Source organism: Verrucomicrobiia bacterium, assembly GCA_035946615.1.
In the GTDB taxonomy this organism is placed as follows: domain Bacteria; phylum Verrucomicrobiota; class Verrucomicrobiia; order Limisphaerales; family UBA8199; genus DASYZB01.
Map to the genome: position 1 here is coordinate 38,941 of DASYZB010000121.1, position 17,158 is coordinate 56,098.

Annotated in this window: 10 protein-coding genes and 1 pseudogene; 6 read left to right on the forward strand and 5 right to left on the reverse strand. The window is 57.3% G+C overall.

All coding sequences use genetic code 11. The features are described from left to right. The first annotated feature begins 87 nt into the window (after positions 1–87). From VG146_18150 to VG146_18170, 5 genes are all read left to right on the forward strand, one after another. The gene (locus VG146_18150; protein ID HEV2394278.1) at positions 88–2,193 is read left to right on the forward strand and encodes an alpha-1,4-glucan--maltose-1-phosphate maltosyltransferase; all 2,106 of its coding nucleotides are present in this window, start codon (positions 88–90) and stop codon (positions 2,191–2,193) included. Then, positions 2,193–5,639, forward strand: a complete 3,447-nt coding sequence (treS, locus tag VG146_18155) for a maltose alpha-D-glucosyltransferase (GenBank protein ID HEV2394279.1) — start codon at positions 2,193–2,195, stop codon at positions 5,637–5,639. Before VG146_18150 ends, treS begins: the two co-directional genes overlap by 1 nt. A 14-nt stretch (positions 5,640–5,653) precedes the next feature. Continuing rightward, entirely contained in the window at positions 5,654–7,885 is a 2,232-nt protein-coding gene (gene malQ, locus VG146_18160) for a 4-alpha-glucanotransferase (GenBank protein ID HEV2394280.1), read from the forward strand. Between the two features lie 124 nt (positions 7,886–8,009). Further along, entirely contained in the window at positions 8,010–8,312 is a 303-nt protein-coding gene (locus tag VG146_18165; protein HEV2394281.1) for an STAS domain-containing protein, read from the forward strand. 4 nt (positions 8,313–8,316) lie between these two features. Next, positions 8,317–8,745 (forward strand): ATP-binding protein, encoded by a 429-nt coding sequence (locus tag VG146_18170; protein HEV2394282.1) that lies wholly within the window; start codon positions 8,317–8,319, stop codon positions 8,743–8,745. Positions 8,746–9,095: 350 nt separating this feature from the next. Here VG146_18170 and VG146_18175 read toward each other — a convergent pair whose 3' ends face one another. From VG146_18175 to VG146_18195, 5 genes are all read right to left on the reverse strand, one after another. Beyond that, positions 9,096–9,356 (reverse strand): hypothetical protein, encoded by a 261-nt coding sequence (locus tag VG146_18175; GenBank protein HEV2394283.1) that lies wholly within the window; start codon positions 9,354–9,356, stop codon positions 9,096–9,098. A 367-nt stretch (positions 9,357–9,723) separates the two neighbouring features. Continuing rightward, complete coding sequence (locus VG146_18180) at positions 9,724–10,245, reverse strand: PTS sugar transporter subunit IIA (protein ID HEV2394284.1); 522 nt, start codon at positions 10,243–10,245, stop codon at positions 9,724–9,726. A gap of 478 nt (positions 10,246–10,723) precedes the next feature. Next, a complete protein-coding gene (locus VG146_18185; protein HEV2394285.1) occupies positions 10,724–11,008 on the reverse strand; it encodes a hypothetical protein in 285 nt (94 codons plus the stop codon). A 68-nt stretch (positions 11,009–11,076) separates the two neighbouring features. After that, positions 11,077–15,282, reverse strand: coding sequence for a DUF2723 domain-containing protein (locus VG146_18190; protein ID HEV2394286.1), 4,206 nt, complete (start codon positions 15,280–15,282; stop codon positions 11,077–11,079). A 504-nt stretch (positions 15,283–15,786) separates the two neighbouring features. Next, positions 15,787–15,981, reverse strand: a complete 195-nt coding sequence (locus tag VG146_18195; protein HEV2394287.1) for a hypothetical protein — start codon at positions 15,979–15,981, stop codon at positions 15,787–15,789. 54 nt (positions 15,982–16,035) lie between these two features. Here VG146_18195 and VG146_18200 point away from each other — a divergent pair. Continuing rightward, a pseudogene (locus VG146_18200) lies at positions 16,036–17,138 on the forward strand (IS630 family transposase). Positions 17,139–17,158: the final 20 nt, after the last annotated feature.

Sequence of the window (17,158 nt, forward strand, 5' to 3'; positions counted from 1 at the left end):
CGGCCAGGACGCCTGGGTTATGGGCCGGTGCGGAGGGCAACTTACCCCAGTTGCAGTTTGGCGCGGCAGGCAGACATAAAGGGAGGCATGCGCTATCGCCCTGGTGAACCCCGCAACAATCCAAAACCGGCCCGCCGCTCCTCTCTGGCTTTGGTGGCCGTGGAGCGCCAGCAGCCGGCCATCGGTCCGCATTGGCCGCTGCTGCCCGCAGAACGCCGCCGCGTCGTCATCGAGCAGGTCCAGCCGGAAATTGACGCTGGCCGGTTCTCCGTGAAGCGGACGGTGGGCGAGAGCGTCGCCGTTGAGGCGGACATCTTCGCCGATGGCCACGACATCCTGTCGGCTGTCATTAAATTTCGTCATGCCGATGAATCGCACTGGTCGGAGTCGCCCATGAAACAGGGGCCAAACGATCGGTGGGGCGGCTCGTTTAACGTGAGCCAACCCGGTTTTTACATTTACACAATCGAGGGCTGGGTCAACCCCTTTCGCTCTTGGCAACGCGACCTGGAAAAGAAAATGGCGGCTGAGATGGATGTCTCGAGCGAGCTTCAAGCCGGTCTTGCCCTTATCGAGCAGGCCGGCCAAAGGGCCGATGGACGATACGGCCAGCAGTTCCGGGCGATTCTTGAATCGTTTGCGGAGCAGAGTCCTTTGCCGCTCCGGGCCAAGGCAGCCAAGGCATTAAACCCGGCCCTGGCCGACCTGGTGGATAAGTATTCGGACCGTCTTCACCGGGTCCGCTATGATCGGGAGTTACAGGTGCTCGTGGACCCGGTGCTGGCCCGCTGCGGCGCCTGGTATGAACTCTTCCCCCGCTCGTGCGCGCCGGAGCCAGGGCGGCACGGCACTCTTGCCGACTGCGCGGCCTGGCTTCCGCGCATTGCGTCCATGGGCTTTGATGTCGTTTATCTTCCGCCCATCCACCCCATTGGGCGCTCTTTCCGGAAAGGCAAAAACAACAGCGTTTCCGCCACGCCAGCAGACCCGGGCAGTCCGTGGGCCATAGGCAGCGAGGAAGGGGGTCACAAATCAATCCACCCCAAGCTGGGAACGCTCGATGATTTTCGGGCGCTGGTCCGCCAGGCGCGCGAGCACAAGCTGGCAATCGCGCTGGACATCGCCTTCCAATGTTCCCCGGACCATCCCTATGTCCGGGAACATCCGGAGTGGTTTCGCCACCGCCCGGACGGCTCGATTCAATACGCGGAAAATCCACCCAAAAAGTACCAGGACATTTACCCTTTGGATTTTGAAACGACCGATTGGCGGGCGCTCTGGAGCGAGTTGAAGAGCATCTTCGAGTTTTGGATGCAGCAGGGCGTGCGCGTTTTCCGGGTCGATAACCCGCACACCAAACCCTTCCGTTTTTGGGAATGGTGCCTGGGCGAACTCAAGCGGGGCGAGCCGGAGCTGGTCTTTTTATCGGAAGCATTCACGCGCCCCAAAGTCATGCGTTATCTGGCCAAGCTTGGCTTTTCGCAATCATACGATTACTTTCCGTGGCGCAACAGCAAACACGAGCTGACGGCTTACTTCACCGAGTTAAAACAGGCAGGACTGCGCGATTATTTCCGTCCCAATCTCTGGACCAATACGCCTGATATCCTGACGCAATACCTGCAGTATGGGGGGCGTCAGGCCTTTATCATCCGTTTCGTTCTGGCCGCCACGCTGGGGGCCAGCTACGGCATCTATGGACCACCTTTTGAGTTTTGTGAGAACCAGCCGCGCGAACCAGGCAGTGAGGAGTATTTGAATTCCGAAAAATACGAGATTCGTTACTGGGATTTGAATGCTGCCGGGACCTTGCAAGACTTGATTGCCAAAGTAAACCAGGTCCGTCGTGAGAACCCTGCGTTGCAAAGCAACGAACACCTGGAATTCCATGAGATTGATAACGAGCAACTGCTGGCTTACAGCAGGCACACCGCGGACCTGGAGGACATTATCCTAGTGGTGGTCAGTCTGGACCCGCACCATGTTCAGCGTGGCTGGATACGGCTGCCGCTAGACCTTTGGGGATTGGCTGGTGGCGGCACGTTCCAGGTCCACGAACTGCTCACCAACGAACGCTTCCTCTGGTCGGGAACACGCAATTATATCGAATTGAACCCCGAATTCGCCCCGGCGCATGTGTTCCGGTTGCGCCGCCATGTCCGAACGGAACAAGATTTCGACTATTTCCTCTGATGGCCACCCCACGTTTTATAATCTCTTCGCCCACGGGCCGCCGCTTTGGCGTATCCGCGCCTCGCTCGCCACGGGCCCGCTCCGCGCGGATTGGCCGCCGTGCCATCCCGCCCCCGCTTCCTAAAGACCCTTTATGGTATAAGGACGCCATCATTTACGAGGTCCATGTCCGCGCCTTTTTCGACAGCGATGCCGATGGGATTGGAGATTTTGGCGGGCTGACCGAACGGCTGGATTATTTGTCAGACCTGGGTATAACGGCCATCTGGCTGCTCCCGTTTTATCCTTCGCCGCTAAAAGATGACGGCTATGACATCGCGGATTATTACTCGATCAACCCCATCTACGGCACGCTGAAGGATTTCAAGACATTCCTGGCCGCCGCCCACCAGCGCAATCTGCGCGTCATCACCGAACTGGTCGTCAACCACACCTCCGACCAACACCCCTGGTTTCAACGCTCCCGCCGCGCCCCTCGCGGCAGCCTCTGGCGCAAGTTCTATGTCTGGAGCGATACGCCGGAGAAATACCGCGAGGCGCGGATTATCTTTCGCGATTTCGAACCCTCGAATTGGACATGGGACCCCGTGGCCCATGCCTATTTCTGGCACCGGTTCTATTCACACCAACCCGACCTGAATTTTGACAACCCACAAGTCCACCAGGAACTAACCCGGGTGCTGGATTTTTGGCTGGACCTCGGAGTGGATGGGCTGCGACTGGACGCGGTGCCCTATCTTTATGAAAGGGAAGGAACCTCCTGCGAGAACCTCGAGGAAACTCATCAATTCCTCAAAGTCCTGCGCCAGCATGTCGATGAGCGTTACGGCGACCGGATGCTGCTGGCTGAGGCGAACCAATGGCCGGAAGATGCTGTGTCTTACTTCGGCTCGGGCGCCGGCGATGAGACCCACATGGCCTTTCATTTCCCCCTTATGCCCCGCCTTTTCATGGCCGTGCGGATGGAAGACCGCGTTCCCATTGTCGATATCCTCGAACAAACCCCGCCGATTCCCCAGACCAGCCAATGGGCGCTGTTCCTGCGCAACCACGACGAATTGACTCTCGAGATGGTGACCGATGAAGAGCGCGATTACATGTATCGCGTCTATGCCGACGATGCCAAAGCGCGCATCAACCTGGGCATCCGCCGCCGCCTGGCGCCTCTCCTGGGCAATGATCGAAAGCGCATCGAACTGTTGCACCTCCTGCTCTTTTCCTTGCCCGGAACGCCTGTCCTTTATTACGGAGACGAAATCGCCATGGGCGACAATGTGTTCCTGGGGGATCGCAACGGCGTCCGCACACCGATGCAGTGGAGTTCGGACAAAAATGCCGGTTTTTCGCGGGCCAGCCCGCAAGCGCTGTACCTGCCCATCATCCTGGACCCCGAGTATCACTACGAGGCGGTCAATGTGGAAAATCAACAGCGCAATCCCAACTCGCTCTTTTGGTGGATGAAGCGGACATTGACCTTGCGGAAGCGTTTTAAGGCCTTTGGCCGGGGCTCCCTTAGTTTCCTGCAGCCGGAGAACCGCAAGGTTCTGGCCTTTGTGCGCAGCTATGAAAGCGAAAACCTGCTGGTGATAGCCAATCTGTCCCGATTTCCGCAGCCTGTCCAACTCGACCTCTCTGAATATCAGCATTCAATTCCGGTTGAACTCTTTGGCCACGCCGATTTCCCGCCGGTAACTGACAAGCCTTATTTCCTGACGTTCTCGCCGCATGCGGCTTACTGGTTTCTGCTAGAACCCCTGAGCAGCAGGCAGGCGCCGGCCCAAAGCAGCGCTCTGAACAGCCTGTTGGTGACCCCGCCACTCGAAGACCTCTTCGAGGGTGAAGGCCCACACCGGCTGGAATCTCATCTGGCGGAGTTCTTAAAGAACAAGCGCTGGTTTGGCGGCAAAGGGCGGCAGATAAAGTCCGTGCAAATTGGGGACAGCCTCGGCATTCCCGTGGGCTCCGGGCGCGCTTTTATTCTGCTGCTGACCATCGAGTATGTGGAGGGGGACCCGGAAGAATATGTGCTGCCAGCTCAGCTTGCCGGCCCAGCCGAAGCGGCCCAGGTTCAGGAACACTTGCCCGATGACATCATTGCGCGCTTGCGCTTTGATGATGGGAGCGGCGAAGGAGTCCTCTACGCGGCCGCCAGCAGCCCAGACTTTTGCAAGGCGTTGCTCGAAGCGATTGCGCGCCGTCGTTCGTTCGCCAGCGCCAATGGTGAACTCAAGGCAACCCCAACACCCGATTTGCGCCAGGAGGCCGCCAACGGCCTTGTGACGCTGGAACCCTCTTTCCGCAAGGCCGAGCAAAGCAATAGCTCGGTCGTCTTTGGCAATAAATTCTTCCTTAAGCTTTTCAGGCGCCTGGAATCCGGCGTTAACCCGGACCTGGAGATCGGACGCTTTTTAACCGAACGGAATTTTCCAAATCTACCGCCGGTGTCCGGCTGGCTGGAGTATCGCCGGCAAACCGGCGAGGAGTTTACCCTGGGAATCCTGACCCGTTTTCTTGCGCAAGCCCAGGACGCCTGGTCCTACACCCTCGATATGCTCAGCCGCTATTTCGAGCGCATTCGCACCGGTCCGGTCGAAACCGGGATTCAGCTCGAACTGGAAAATTCCGTGGTCGGGCTCGCGGAACGCCCGGTTCCCGAATCGGTGGTCGGGCTGATTGGGACCTACTTGGAGCTGGGGCGGTTGCTGGGCGAACGCACCGGCCAGTTGCACCTGGCATTGTCTTCAGAAACCCAGGACCGCAACTTTGCTCCGGAACCCTTCACACCGTTTTATCAACGCGCTTTATTCCAATCGATGCGCAATTTTGTTGTCCAGAGCTTGCGCCTGCTGCGCCGCGGGCTTCCCCGGCTTGCCGAGTCGGTGCGGGGCGAAGCTGAAAAGGTTCTCTGCCTGGAACCGGAAATCCTCCGGCGCCTCCGTGCTATTGTCCAGTCTCCCATCGCCAGCAAGCGGATTCGATGCCACGGCGATTTTCACCTGGGCCAGGTCCTCTACACCGGGAAAGACTTCATGTTTATTGATTTCGAAGGGGAACCCGCGCGCGCACTGGGCGAGCGCCGAATCAAGCGCTCTCCCCTGCGGGATGTGGCTGGGATGATCCGTTCTTTCCATTACGTTACCTACGCCGCTCTATTCAAACAACTCCAACTCGGCGCCCTGCAGGAGCAGGAACTCCCATCGATCGAGCCATGGAACAGCTTTTGGTATCGGTGGGTCAGCGCGGTGTACTTGAAGGCATATCTGGCAGTGCTCCAAGGCGCCGAACTGTTGCCAGAATCAAAAGATCAGTTGACGATTTTGCTCGAGGCGCATTTGCTGGAAAAGGCCGTGTATGAAGTGGGTTATGAACTCAGCCACCGTCCCGATTGGGTTAAAATCCCATTGCGCGGCATTCTCCAACTCCTCGAGCCGGTCCGCCCCGGTTAAAGGGGGTCTGCAACATGCGCTACAACCGGGAGATCGACAACACACAGAGGGACCCCTCTCCCCCGGCTCTCTCCCCTTCCGAAGAGGCCGAAGGGGAGAGGGAGAATTCTCGGCAGAGTCTCATCTTGAAAGCGATTTGCAATAGAGCCCTGCCCTGCCCTGCCCTGCGGCAACTGGCACGCGGGTATGGAATACATCTGTCCTATATCGATATGGCAGGCGCCCGCCATCACAGCTCGCCAGAAGCCCTTAAGGCTATTCTGGAACTCTTAGGCGCTCCCGCCGATACGGAGGACGATGTTCGCGACTCGCTCCACCTCCTCCAACAACGTCAATCACGTCAGTGCCTCCCGGAGGTGATCGTCGCCTGGGACGCCCGGCGGACCACTGTGCCGGTCCGATTGTCTGACGGTCTGGATGGCAGACGAGCTGAGTGCAAATTGGTTTTAGAAGATGGGCGTTGTAAGAAACTCCATCCGCATTCAAGCCGTTCTCCTCAAACCAGGACCGATGGCCAGACTGAGAAAGCTGCCGCCCAATCTCTGGTTTTGCCCAGTCTGCCGTTGGGTTATCACCGGCTCGAGTTGGAGGTCCGCGGACGCCACCATCAAACACTGGTGATTTGCGCGCCTGAAAAGGCATTTCCCGGCAGACTCACGCGGAAAATCTGGGGGGCTTTTGTGCCGATGTACGCCGTCCATTCCAGTCAAAGCTGGGGTGCAGGCAACCTCGCGGATTGGACGAAGCTGATGGAATGGACCGCCTCAGTCGGGGCGAATGTCCTGGGGACACTGCCGTTGCTGGCGGCCTTTCTTGGCCCTGAGCTGTGTGAACCCAGCCCCTACTCCCCTGCCAGCCGGCTCTTTTGGAACGAGTTTTATGTCGATATTCAGCAAGTACCCGAATTCTCCGCTTCACCCGCAGCGCAAAAGCTGTTTCGCTCCCGGCCCTTCCAGCAGCGCCTGCATTCGTTTCGCCAAAGTCCCTGGATCGATTACCGGGCCGAAATGGAGTCCAGGCGCCAGGCGCTTAAACGGATGGCAGAATTCTTTTTTCATCGCGATTCAAAGCGGCGCGGGCATTTTCAATCCTTCCTTAAAACGCGTCCGCGGCTGGAGGAGTACGCCCAATTCCAGGCTGCTACCGAGCAGACGGGCAAACCTTGGACCCGATGGGAAGGACGCATGCGCTATGGCAGGCTGCAGCCGGGCGACTACTCAGAATCGGCCCGGCAGTACCACCTCTATGCGCAATGGGTCGCGGATTGCCAAATCGCGGCCTTCAACCAGCGCTGCCGCCAGCGCGATATCCAGACCTATCTCGATCTCCCGCTCGGCGTGCACACTGCCGGTTACGATCTTTGGCGCGAACGTGATTCCTTCGCCTTTCCGGCTGCTGCCGGCGCCCCGCCCGATCTCTACTTCACCCAGGGCCAGAACTGGGGGTTTGCGCCTTTGCACCCCCAGCGCATTCGCCAGCGTCACTTCGGCTACGTTATCGAGTATCTGCGCTTCCAATTGCGTTGCGCTCGTGTGTTGCGCATCGATCATGTCATGGGCTTGCACCGCCTTTACTGGATACCGCCCGGCTTCCCAGCCAGTCTGGGCGCTTACGTTTCCAATCCCGCCGAGGAGTTGCTGGCCATCCTGTGCCTCGAATCCCACCGGCATCAGGCGCTCCTGGTGGGCGAGAACCTCGGCACCGTTCCCCCCGAGGTCAATAGCGCCATGGCCCGTCACCAATTACGCGAAACTTACGTCCTCCAGTACGAACAGCGACCCAATGCAGCCCACCCGCTTCGGCCTCCGCCTCCGTTCAGCCTCTGCAGCATCAACACCCACGACATGCCACCCTTTGCCGCACACTGGCGCGGCTTGGACATTGCCGATCGCTTTGAGTTGGGCCTCATCCCACGCCGTAAGCTCTCTACGGAATATAAAACCCGCACCCGCATGAATGCGGCGCTGGCAAAGTTTCTTGAACGCGCCGGCCTGCTGAAAACCGGCTCAAAGGATGGCGCCGCCGTATTGCGCGCCGCTCTGCGCTGGCTGGCGGCCAGTGAAGCGGAAGCTCTCTTGGTCAATCTGGAGGACCTCTGGGGTGAAGAGCGCCCGCAGAATGTCCCCGGCACCTCAATCGAGCTCCCCAACTGGCGGCGCAAAACAAAACTGTCCCTTGAGGAGATTCTGACTAACCCATCAATCCGCGATTTGCTTAGGAGCCTCGCAAGGAAGAGGACACATTGAAACCAAAGTTGACGATTTTGGACCTTGGGTTTTATACCGAGTCCATGATTCGTTTTTCGTTTTGCCATCCCCTGCCCTTTCGGATTTACTGCCTCGCATTACCAACACTGGAGTTGAAACTGAGATGAAAGCTGAAATTCACGGCGATACCCTTTGCGTCTCGTCAGTCAAAGAACTGGGCGCTGCCAATGCCAATGCCTTTCGGGACTGGGTCCGCAAGGCGGTGTCGGACCGCCAGAAAAACATCGACATCGATTTGTCGGAAACGACTTTCATCGACAGTTGCGGCCTGGGCGCCCTGGTCGCCCTGCACAAAACCGCTTGCAGCAAAAAGGGTCTCCTGCGCCTGTTGCGCCCTCAAACGGGCGTCCTGCAGATTATCGAACTAGCCCGGTTGGACCGCGTTTTTCAGGTAGTCAAGCAGTGAATGTATGGCCGGGCCGAAAGACGCAACCGCCGCTGCTCTGTTCCGTCTGAGTGTGCCTTGTGACCTTCGGCGGGTGCGGGGGGCCGTTCAGCAAACCCGCCGATTCCTCACCGAACAGGATTGCGCGGACAAGGAAATTATGGACTGCGAACTGGCCCTCACCGAGGCCTGCAACAACGCCGTTGAATATGCCTCACCTCAGGCCCGCTCCCAGCCGTTCCTTGTAGAAACCACCTGTTCGCCATGTGAAATCGAGATGCGGATTACCGATCAGACTCCGGGATTTGAGTGGCCCCAAACGCCCAACCTCCCAGGCCCGGAAAGCGAACACGGTCGCGGGCTCTACCTCATCCGCACCCTGATGGAGCATTCCGAATACATTCGGGGCACATCCTCGAACGTGCTGGTCCTGCGAAAACGCCGGTGCATCTGACTCCCTTTCAGGCGCACTACTTCTACGATTTCTGGCCCTTGCCGCCCTTCGCTCTCGATCCATTCCTCACTTCCAAATCGGTCACCAGGAGAAGATCAACGATGTTGAAAGAATCGTCTGGCTGAAAAACAATCACCGTTCTCCCGCTGGGAGCGGAGGCGAGCCACTCTCGGTGCGCTACCGCAACCTCCCGACCGTCAGCCAAGCGCATCACGAAAGGGTGGAATGGCTCCACAGTCGTAAAGTTGACGGATTTTTTCAATCGTCATTACAATTAAATAACACTGCCATCGCCCGTCGGCAACGCCCAAGCGGACGCGCACCGGGCTCCCGGCCGCAACTGAACATGGTTAGAACACCGTCACCCTTGTGATCTCTGCACGGCCTGCCGCCGAGTCGATGTGATATAAAACCTGGACCCGCCCGAAGTTGAACGCCTCTTCTCTGGAAACCTGCGGCAAATCTGGGCTCGGGAGCGGATGCAACCGAACCTCCTCCTCGACTTTCTCGACAGCGAGCCGTTCGATATCCTGCGCTGAGGGGAACATCTTACGCGCTCCCGCCGCGACGAGTTCGCGAGTCCCTTCAGCCCATGAAATTTCCCACGGCATAATTCTAACGATTAGCGCAGCTACGCCGGAACAATTGCGTCCAGCATGACCGACCGGGACCTCCCGGCGTTAGCTGCCGCGACTCGTTAAGCGACTGTCTCGACCTGAACAAATGTAAGCTCATAATCCGTGATTTGCTCGGCTGGCGAATCATCAAAGTGAACAGCGAATCGCTTGCCTGGAAACCGCCAGCTTCGTTGTTCCCGTCGCGCATCTCCGGGATAAGTTGGTCAAAATTGGTCATGGCCTTAGCCGCTTAACGAAAAAAGCTGAGCCACCGCCGAGTCGCGACGTGAACCGCGACAGCGGAACTGACCGCGCCAACGGCGGTTGGCTCCGGCGACTGGTTGAACGACTGCTTCATATCCTACATAAAACGATCCGACAAGCCATCGCGGAAGTCCTGCCGATGAAGCATCTTCGCGACACTCGCAAGCACGTGAACATGCTTCTGGAACTGGCCCGTCGGCACCAAAAACAAGAACACCAAATGGACTGGCTTACTGTCAAGGGCATCGAACTGGATTCCCTTTCGGGAGCGCCCGACTACCGCCACCACTTCAGATACCAATGTCGTGGACGCATGAGGAATGCCGATACCAAATCCGATACCCGTGCTCATTGACGACTCGCGCTTCCTGATACTCTCGGTGACTGAACCCCTATGCCGAGACTGAATCTTGCGAGTAGTCACGAGGTGACTTATCAACTCCTCAATAGCCTGCCAGCGGTCTTGCGCGTGTAGGTCAACTATATCCACTCCTGACCCGAAAAAGTCATCGGGAAACCCGTCGCCTAAGCCTCGTGCGGTTTTCTTGGGCGGTCGTGGTGGACCGCCAGCAGAAGCGGGCTGCGTCTTCGGAGTCTGGTCTGGTCGAGAATCACTCATCGCGCGCCAAGTCGCCTAACTCTGATTACGCGACTGCAGTTGCATTATCCCGCCAGGATTTTCCGTCGCCGCGTTTTTTTAACCGGTGCATTATCAGCCAAAAATACGCGATATGGAAAACGTAAGCAATCGGCGCGTCCACTGAATGGGACCCCTCAGCACCATGCCCAACCTGGATGGCTCTCGTCCATATCAGAAACGTTCTTGTGACACATCTGGCACATTTGCCCATCGCGACGAACAACCTTCAGCATGATATCCCGCGGAACATAGCGACCGAACCGGCGCAGTTCTCTCGTCTCTGTAAACGGCTCTTTATTGAAGAAAACAGGGCAAACGTGGCCAAAGACTCTGCACTCGATTTCGCCGGTGTCATATAGCTTAAGCTCCTCCCAGCGGGCAGGCCACCAAAACTCTAATTGATCGACTGCACACAGAATGTCGTACTCCGTTTTGAATTCCCCCCAGGACATCTGGATCAAGCGCGAGCGGTTTTTTCAAAAAGCGCCTTGAGTTGAGCGCGCGTCGTGAGCTTCAGCTTGCCCCTCGATTTCATCTTTTGAAAGCGTCGATCGGTCAGGCGGTCGATCTCTTCCAGTTGCGCGTCGCTCACTCCATATTCACTCCGGGCGCAGTTAGTGGACTCGACTTCCACCTTGCGAAGAGCGATGATGTGCGGACCTGAAATCAGGCCGATGCTTTCTCCGCGCACAGCGGCCTCAAGAAGGTTGCCCAGATTCTTCCTGGCCTGCGTAATCGTCAAGGCCTTTTGAGGGCACTGTCAACGACACGAGAAAGAGCCGAAGAAAGTCGCTCTCATAAACCGGGCTCTTACTTTGGCGGGATGAGTTTCTGGTATTCGGGGGTCTTGCGAAGGGCGGCGAAGCGATCATCTTCGCGGGCTTTGGCGACCAAATCGAGCGCAGCAGGATTGGTTTGGCGGCGTTTAACGCTCAGGTCAATGGCCTGAGCGAGGTCGGTCAAAGCTTCTTTATCCTTTCGCAGGTTGGCTTTAAAGGCGGCCAAATCGTACCAGGCCTCGGGGCTTTCGGGAGAGACCTTGACCAGCTTCTCGAGTGCGCGTTCCAGACCCGGCCAGTTGGCAGCCTGCCCGTAAAGCTGGGCGGCCTGGATTATGTACGCGGGCGCCACACCCGGGCTGGTAACGAGCGTTTCCAGGAGTTGGTCCGCCCGGCTGGTCTGCTGCATCTGGAAATAGGTTTTCGCCAGTTCAAGAACCACCGGGAAATTGCTGGGATGGGCGCGGATTTCGGCTTCCATGAGCGGCACCTGGGTTTGGGGCGCCGGGAGGCCGGCGTGCTGGGTTTGCTGAGTCTTATACTGCTCCAACTGGCTTAAAAGGCCGATAACTGCTGCGTTGTAAGGGTCCAGCTTGAGGCAGGTCTGTACGATGAGCAGGGCGTCATCCAGGCGGTTGAGTTGCAGGAGCAGATTCACATAGCGGAAGACTGCCTCGGGGCTGTAAGGGCAAAACGCAAAGGATTGGCGGAAGGTAAAATCGGCTTCCCTCAGGATGCTCTGGTATTCGGCGCTGGTTTTAGGCCGGTATTCAGGCGGGGCCTGGGTGAGGCGCCAGGCATAGATGCCGCCAATCGAGCTGCGCAGTTTAGAGAAGGCCTTTTGCGCATCATCGTCATGAACGAATTTACGGTCACCGGTGAACCCGTTCAAGTCATGACGCAGATATACCTTTTCGATCCAATCAGTGATCTGTTTGAGCGGTGTATCGTAATCGATGATGTCGCCGGTCAGGCGTTTGGAGTACTGTTTCCAAAACTCATGGTCGGTGCGCAGAACATCCTCCGTTAGCGACGGAAGCGGCTGGCGGTTAATCTTCATAATGATCCCGTAGGGAGTCAGGTGCGGATACATCCAGTCCAACGGGAAGCTTTCCTCGACATAGAACTCGTTTTTGGGGTTATGATCGAACATGACCTTAGTGAGCAGGCCATTGATGGCCATCACAGCGGTTTGGCCAGCGACAGTCACCCGGTTATCCACCACCCGCACGTCTTCGCCCTGGCGGATTTGTTTGGGCTCGTTCGGGAACTGCGTGTCATGTTGCAAGCGCCGCTGGGCATCGCTGAGGTATTCATTGAAGCAATGTTGGGAGTCCTCAGGCGAGGCGATGTAAATCTCGCGGTCGGGATAAACCCCGCCCAGGCTCTTGGCGATCTCCTTGGGATAAGCGGCTTCGAGCAAAAGCCGATTCAAGCGAACCCGGGTATGGCTCTGGGGATTCTGCTTAATAAAGTCGGCCAAGTACTCCGAAATCTGGACCTGCTTGAAACGGTCGGGCTCATAAAGCAGCTCGACTTTGGACAACTCGGCGATTTGCTTTGCCAGCTCGTCCTGTCTGCGGTGCAGGCTCTCCGAAGTGCTGCCTCCGGCGATCTGCTGGTCGATGTCACTCTTTTCCTGCAGCTTGGCAGCAAGGCTCTTTTTGACCTCCAAATCGCGATCCAGCAACACGTTTAAATCCCTTGCCAGGTCCTCGCCCAAAGCGGCGTCATTGCCTTGGCCTGCCAAGAGTTGGCGGGTCTCGGCGGCAAGGTTCTCGTAAATAAATTTTGACACGGTGTCCTGGTCCGGCCCCGGGCGCAGGCGCGCTGCAAATCCGCGCAGGTCGATGAAATCCTGCGCAGTAAACCACGAGGTAAAGGTGCGCCGGCGTTTTTCGACACGGTCGCCGTAATCCTCGAAGGCCGTGTCCAAGGGCGAGATCAGGCGCGCCAGAAAGTTAGTCTCATAATTCTGTTCTTTTTCTTTAGCGGACCGCAGCAAATCCTGGAAGAACGGGGGATCGATCTCTTTGCTGCGGTTGTATTGGGCGCGGATATAATCCAGGTATGTCCCGTCGGCCAAGGCATTCTGGGTGATGATATACACGTCACGCCGGTCGAACTTCTGGTCTTCTAGCGGTTGGCAATTGTGCGGCGTAAAGCTTTCACAGAAGATCATGTAGGTCGGACAAAAGCGGCCCGGGTCAGTCCCGCCATAGAGCACGGCGTCTTTGGCCATTTCCGGATAAAGCGGCTTGCCATTGGCGCCTTTGAATGGCGGGGTAAACATGTCGTGTCCGAACCAGTACCCGAACATGTGATCGTGTTGATTGCTCGGAAACCAGTGGGCGAGCACGGAATAGACCGGCATGGCGACAAACAAACTGAGCGTAATGAACAAAGGCCCGCGCTCGCGATAAAAGACCAGAGCCACAACGAACGCCAGCGGAATAGCAACCAGAAGCAAGCCACCATAAACGGGCAATCCGTACTGGTGCGGCGCAAAGGCGCGGGCAATCCAGTGAGGCAATTCCGCGAAGCTCTCCGGCTCGCCCGCCAGGCCGAAGAAGGTCCGGCCAACGGTCTCATAAAGGCCGAAGATGCCGGCAACAACTGCAACCACACCGCCTCCCAACCCCCAAAGACGAAACGTTTTGTAATGAGTGGCCATAAAGGCGGCTGTGAGCGCCAGCCCGTAGCCAATCAGCGCCGCAACGATCGTATGTGAATTGCAGAAGAAAACCTTGATGAGGTCCGCCGAAGCGCGGTCGGGCGTGGGGTTGAGCAGAATCATCAACAACACACCCAGGCACAGATAAATCCCGCTCAGCCCAATCAACCAGGCGCGCTCGCGGCGCTGCATCTTGAAGAAAAACAGGAACGGCACCAGGGCGATGAACATGTAAACCCATGTGTATTCAATGGCCACGCCGCTGATGAGCATCCAGACCTGACCCAAAAAGCGCAGCGGATCGGAAATGAGGTCGGTGGGGTTGGGCTGCTCGTACTGCCCGCGGCTCAGGGCATGGAAGAACCCTTCGACCGTGCGCGGGTATCCCCATTCCATGGGAGGATTGGTCATGCCCGAAACCGCCATGTACAGATAAAATGAAGCCCCCAGAATCCAAAGCAGGCCCATAATGCTGACGGTGAACCATTCGTGGCTCAGTCTCCAGGTCTTCCAAGCCAAATAGCCAAACCAAGCCGCCAAACCCAATGTGGCCAGAATAAAGAATGCGCACACGCCCGAATCGGCTTTGTGCAGCAACGCCATTTCGAATGAAACGAAGATGCCCAGCAAAAGAAAATCGCGCCCAAACTCGATTCCCTTGGTTTTGGTTTTCAACCCCAGCCAGATGCTGCCCGCCAAGGAAAGGAGCCCGACCCCATGGAAAATGATTTGCAACCCAGGTTTGGATAAATTGGCGAAGACCTGCTGGCCGACTACCCAGTAATAGACGTTGCCCAGCATGTACAGGACAAAATTTCCGAAAAACACATCGCGGCCCAGTCGTTGATTGCCAGCAGCGATCGCGACCTCCACCCCAATGGCCGCGACAATGAGGCTCTGGTGGGTGGTGAAACAGATTCCAAAAACAAACAGCGCCCAATAGACAAAACGGTATTGGTGTGGGGCGTAAAGCCATCGCAGCAGGCACACCAGCACAATGAGGAACCAAGGCACGCTGGTGACCGCAATGCGGTTCACCGCGATCGATTCCTTCCACATGAATCCATCAAAACCCATCAGCAGACCCGCTACCACTCCCGAGACCATGCAAATCGCGTTCTCCCATTTGCCAGTCATGCTCTTGAGTTCTTCGATGCTCTCCATGAACATGCTGCTGCCTCTCGAGACCAGCAGGCTCAACAGACCACAGGCGACCGCCCCGAGAAAAGCTTCCCCGAGGGCCACCCGCCAAGCCATGTTGCCCCAGGGGACAAGCGTGGTCCACAGCCAGCTATAGATGGTCCAAACCGGGTAGCCAGGCGGGTGCGGGATGCCGGCATAGAACGAGCCGGTGACCAACTCGCCGGAGTCCTCGAGGGTCAACTCAGGGGCGAGCGTGATAAAATACACGACCGCTACCACTGCGAAGGTAATCAGCAGGGTTAACCAGTCGATTCTACGGAACAAGGGCGCCACTGTTGGAAGCGGCGGTGGGGCGCCAGGTGGCTTGGGCAGCTTTGGGGCCGCCTGGCTCTCGCGCTCTGAATTCTTCGTCTTTGCCATGGCAATTTACTAAACAGACACCATACCCAACCGGATTTGTATAAAACCAGCGCTTTTTCGGGAAGCTGATGCTCGGCGGGCGGCAATGCCCCTGATTCGAGTTACTTATTGACCATTAACCCGAAGCCCCGTTCGGAAAAAGGCCCGAGACGCAAAGCATTATCTTAGATTTCAAGCATCGAGGCAAGCCACTTTCGCATGGCAGCCACTTTCGCATGGCCGCAAGCACCGGCGCTTCGTAGCGCCCGGCGCGTCGCTTGAAACGATGGTGCTCGACGGCTTGAATACCGAGCACGTTGGCGACACCTTCATCTGAACCGGCCATCTATCTGACCCGGGGGAAGTGCGACCTCGTATTGCCCGCCCTTGATGGTGGGGGTGCAAGGAATGCAAACGCTGAGAGCCCTTTCGGGATTCGGATGCTCTTGAGAGCCCACCATCATTGGCCGGAACTTCGAGCGCATCCCCAAGTCAATCCACCAGACCTCACCAGGCTTGGGCTGACTAATAAAACGACTCGATGGCCTTTGCTCTCAGTTCCCAGGGCGAGAACGGCGAATCTTGCGGCGTGGGGACCAATTTGGCTTTGGTGATGACAAGCAGAGTGCCTTCGCGTTCCGCGTAAACTGGCCTGTGCTTTGTCTTGTCGAGAATTGCTCCCGTTCTGGCCTTGAGTTCACTAGGTTTCAGAACCCTCATGGGCCAAAATCTAGTATGTTGACAATATAATAACGTTACATTAGCCTGGTTGGGATGAAACCCAACCAAATCCAATTGGGCTCCGGAGATCGACGCTTTTTAGAGGCTTTCCGGAGCAAAGGTCAGCACTCGGCTCGGGAGGTGACGCGCGCCCATATTTTATTGGCGGCGGAGGCGCGAGTGCCCGCGGCGCACATCCAACAAGTCCTCGGTGTAAGCCGGATGGTCATTTGGCGCACGCAATCGGCCTATGCTGAGAAGGGATTGGATTACGCCCTTTACGATGCGGCGCGTCCGGGCCAACCAGCCAAGTATGGCACCGACCAAGAAGCCGAAGTAGTAGCCCTGGCGCGCAGCCAACCGCCCGAAGGCGCCGTGCGTTGGACAGTCCGCTCGCTAACCATCGCGGCGCGGCACCGGCCCAAATTGGAAGGCATCAACCGGGAGAGCATCCGCCAAATTCTAAAAAAAACGTCTGTAAACCTTGGCGCAAAATGATGTGGTGCATCGGGCGAATCACCACCGGATACCGAGAGCGCATGTACGAGTTGCTGGGTCTGTATGCCAAGCCCTATGATGCCACCGAACCGGTGGTTTGCTTGGATGAAAAGAGTAAGCAACTGTTGCAGCAGACCCGTCCCCCAATTCCAGCAGCTCCGGGCCAAATTGCCAAAGAAGACTACGAATACAAACGGGCTGGTACACGGAACCTGTTTGTGGCGGTGGAACCCAAGGGCGGTCATCGCGAGGTGGAAGTGACTAAGCGGCGCACCAAACCCGATTTCGTGGCCTTCGTACAATTCCTGGCGCTGGAGGTCTATGCTCAGGCACGCAAAATCCATTTGGTCATGGATAATCTGAACACCCATTTTCGTGCGTCATTTGAGGAGACCATGGGGAGGGAAGCGGCAGCCGTGTTTCTGTCGCGGCTGGAGTTCCACTATACGCCCAAGCACGCCAGTTGGTTGAACATGGTCGAGATCGAGATCGGGATTCTGGACCGGCAATGCACAGGACGGCGAATCGGCGATGAAGCACAGTTGTGCTCCGAAGTGCTGGCCTGGGAGCAACGCCGGAATGAGGCGCAATCTCGGATTGAATGGAAGTTCACCCGCCAGGATGCCGACCGGAAACTAGCACGCCACTATGTAACGTAATTATATTGTCACGATACTAG

Excerpts from the sequence above, each read along its gene's own strand:
- VG146_18150 (HEV2394278.1), top strand. The coding sequence starts at position 88 with ATGCGCTATCGCCCTGGTGAACCCCGCAACAATCCAAAACCGGCCCGC.
- treS (HEV2394279.1), top strand. The coding sequence starts at position 2,193 with ATGGCCACCCCACGTTTTATAATCTCTTCGCCCACGGGCCGCCGCTTT.
- malQ (HEV2394280.1), top strand. The coding sequence starts at position 5,654 with ATGCGCTACAACCGGGAGATCGACAACACACAGAGGGACCCCTCTCCC.
- VG146_18165 (HEV2394281.1), top strand. The coding sequence starts at position 8,010 with ATGAAAGCTGAAATTCACGGCGATACCCTTTGCGTCTCGTCAGTCAAA.
- VG146_18170 (HEV2394282.1), top strand. The coding sequence starts at position 8,317 with ATGGCCGGGCCGAAAGACGCAACCGCCGCTGCTCTGTTCCGTCTGAGT.
- VG146_18175 (HEV2394283.1), bottom strand. The coding sequence starts at position 9,356 with ATGCCGTGGGAAATTTCATGGGCTGAAGGGACTCGCGAACTCGTCGCG.
- VG146_18180 (HEV2394284.1), bottom strand. The coding sequence starts at position 10,245 with ATGAGTGATTCTCGACCAGACCAGACTCCGAAGACGCAGCCCGCTTCT.
- VG146_18190 (HEV2394286.1), bottom strand. The coding sequence starts at position 15,282 with ATGGCAAAGACGAAGAATTCAGAGCGCGAGAGCCAGGCGGCCCCAAAG.
- VG146_18195 (HEV2394287.1), bottom strand. The coding sequence starts at position 15,981 with ATGAGGGTTCTGAAACCTAGTGAACTCAAGGCCAGAACGGGAGCAATT.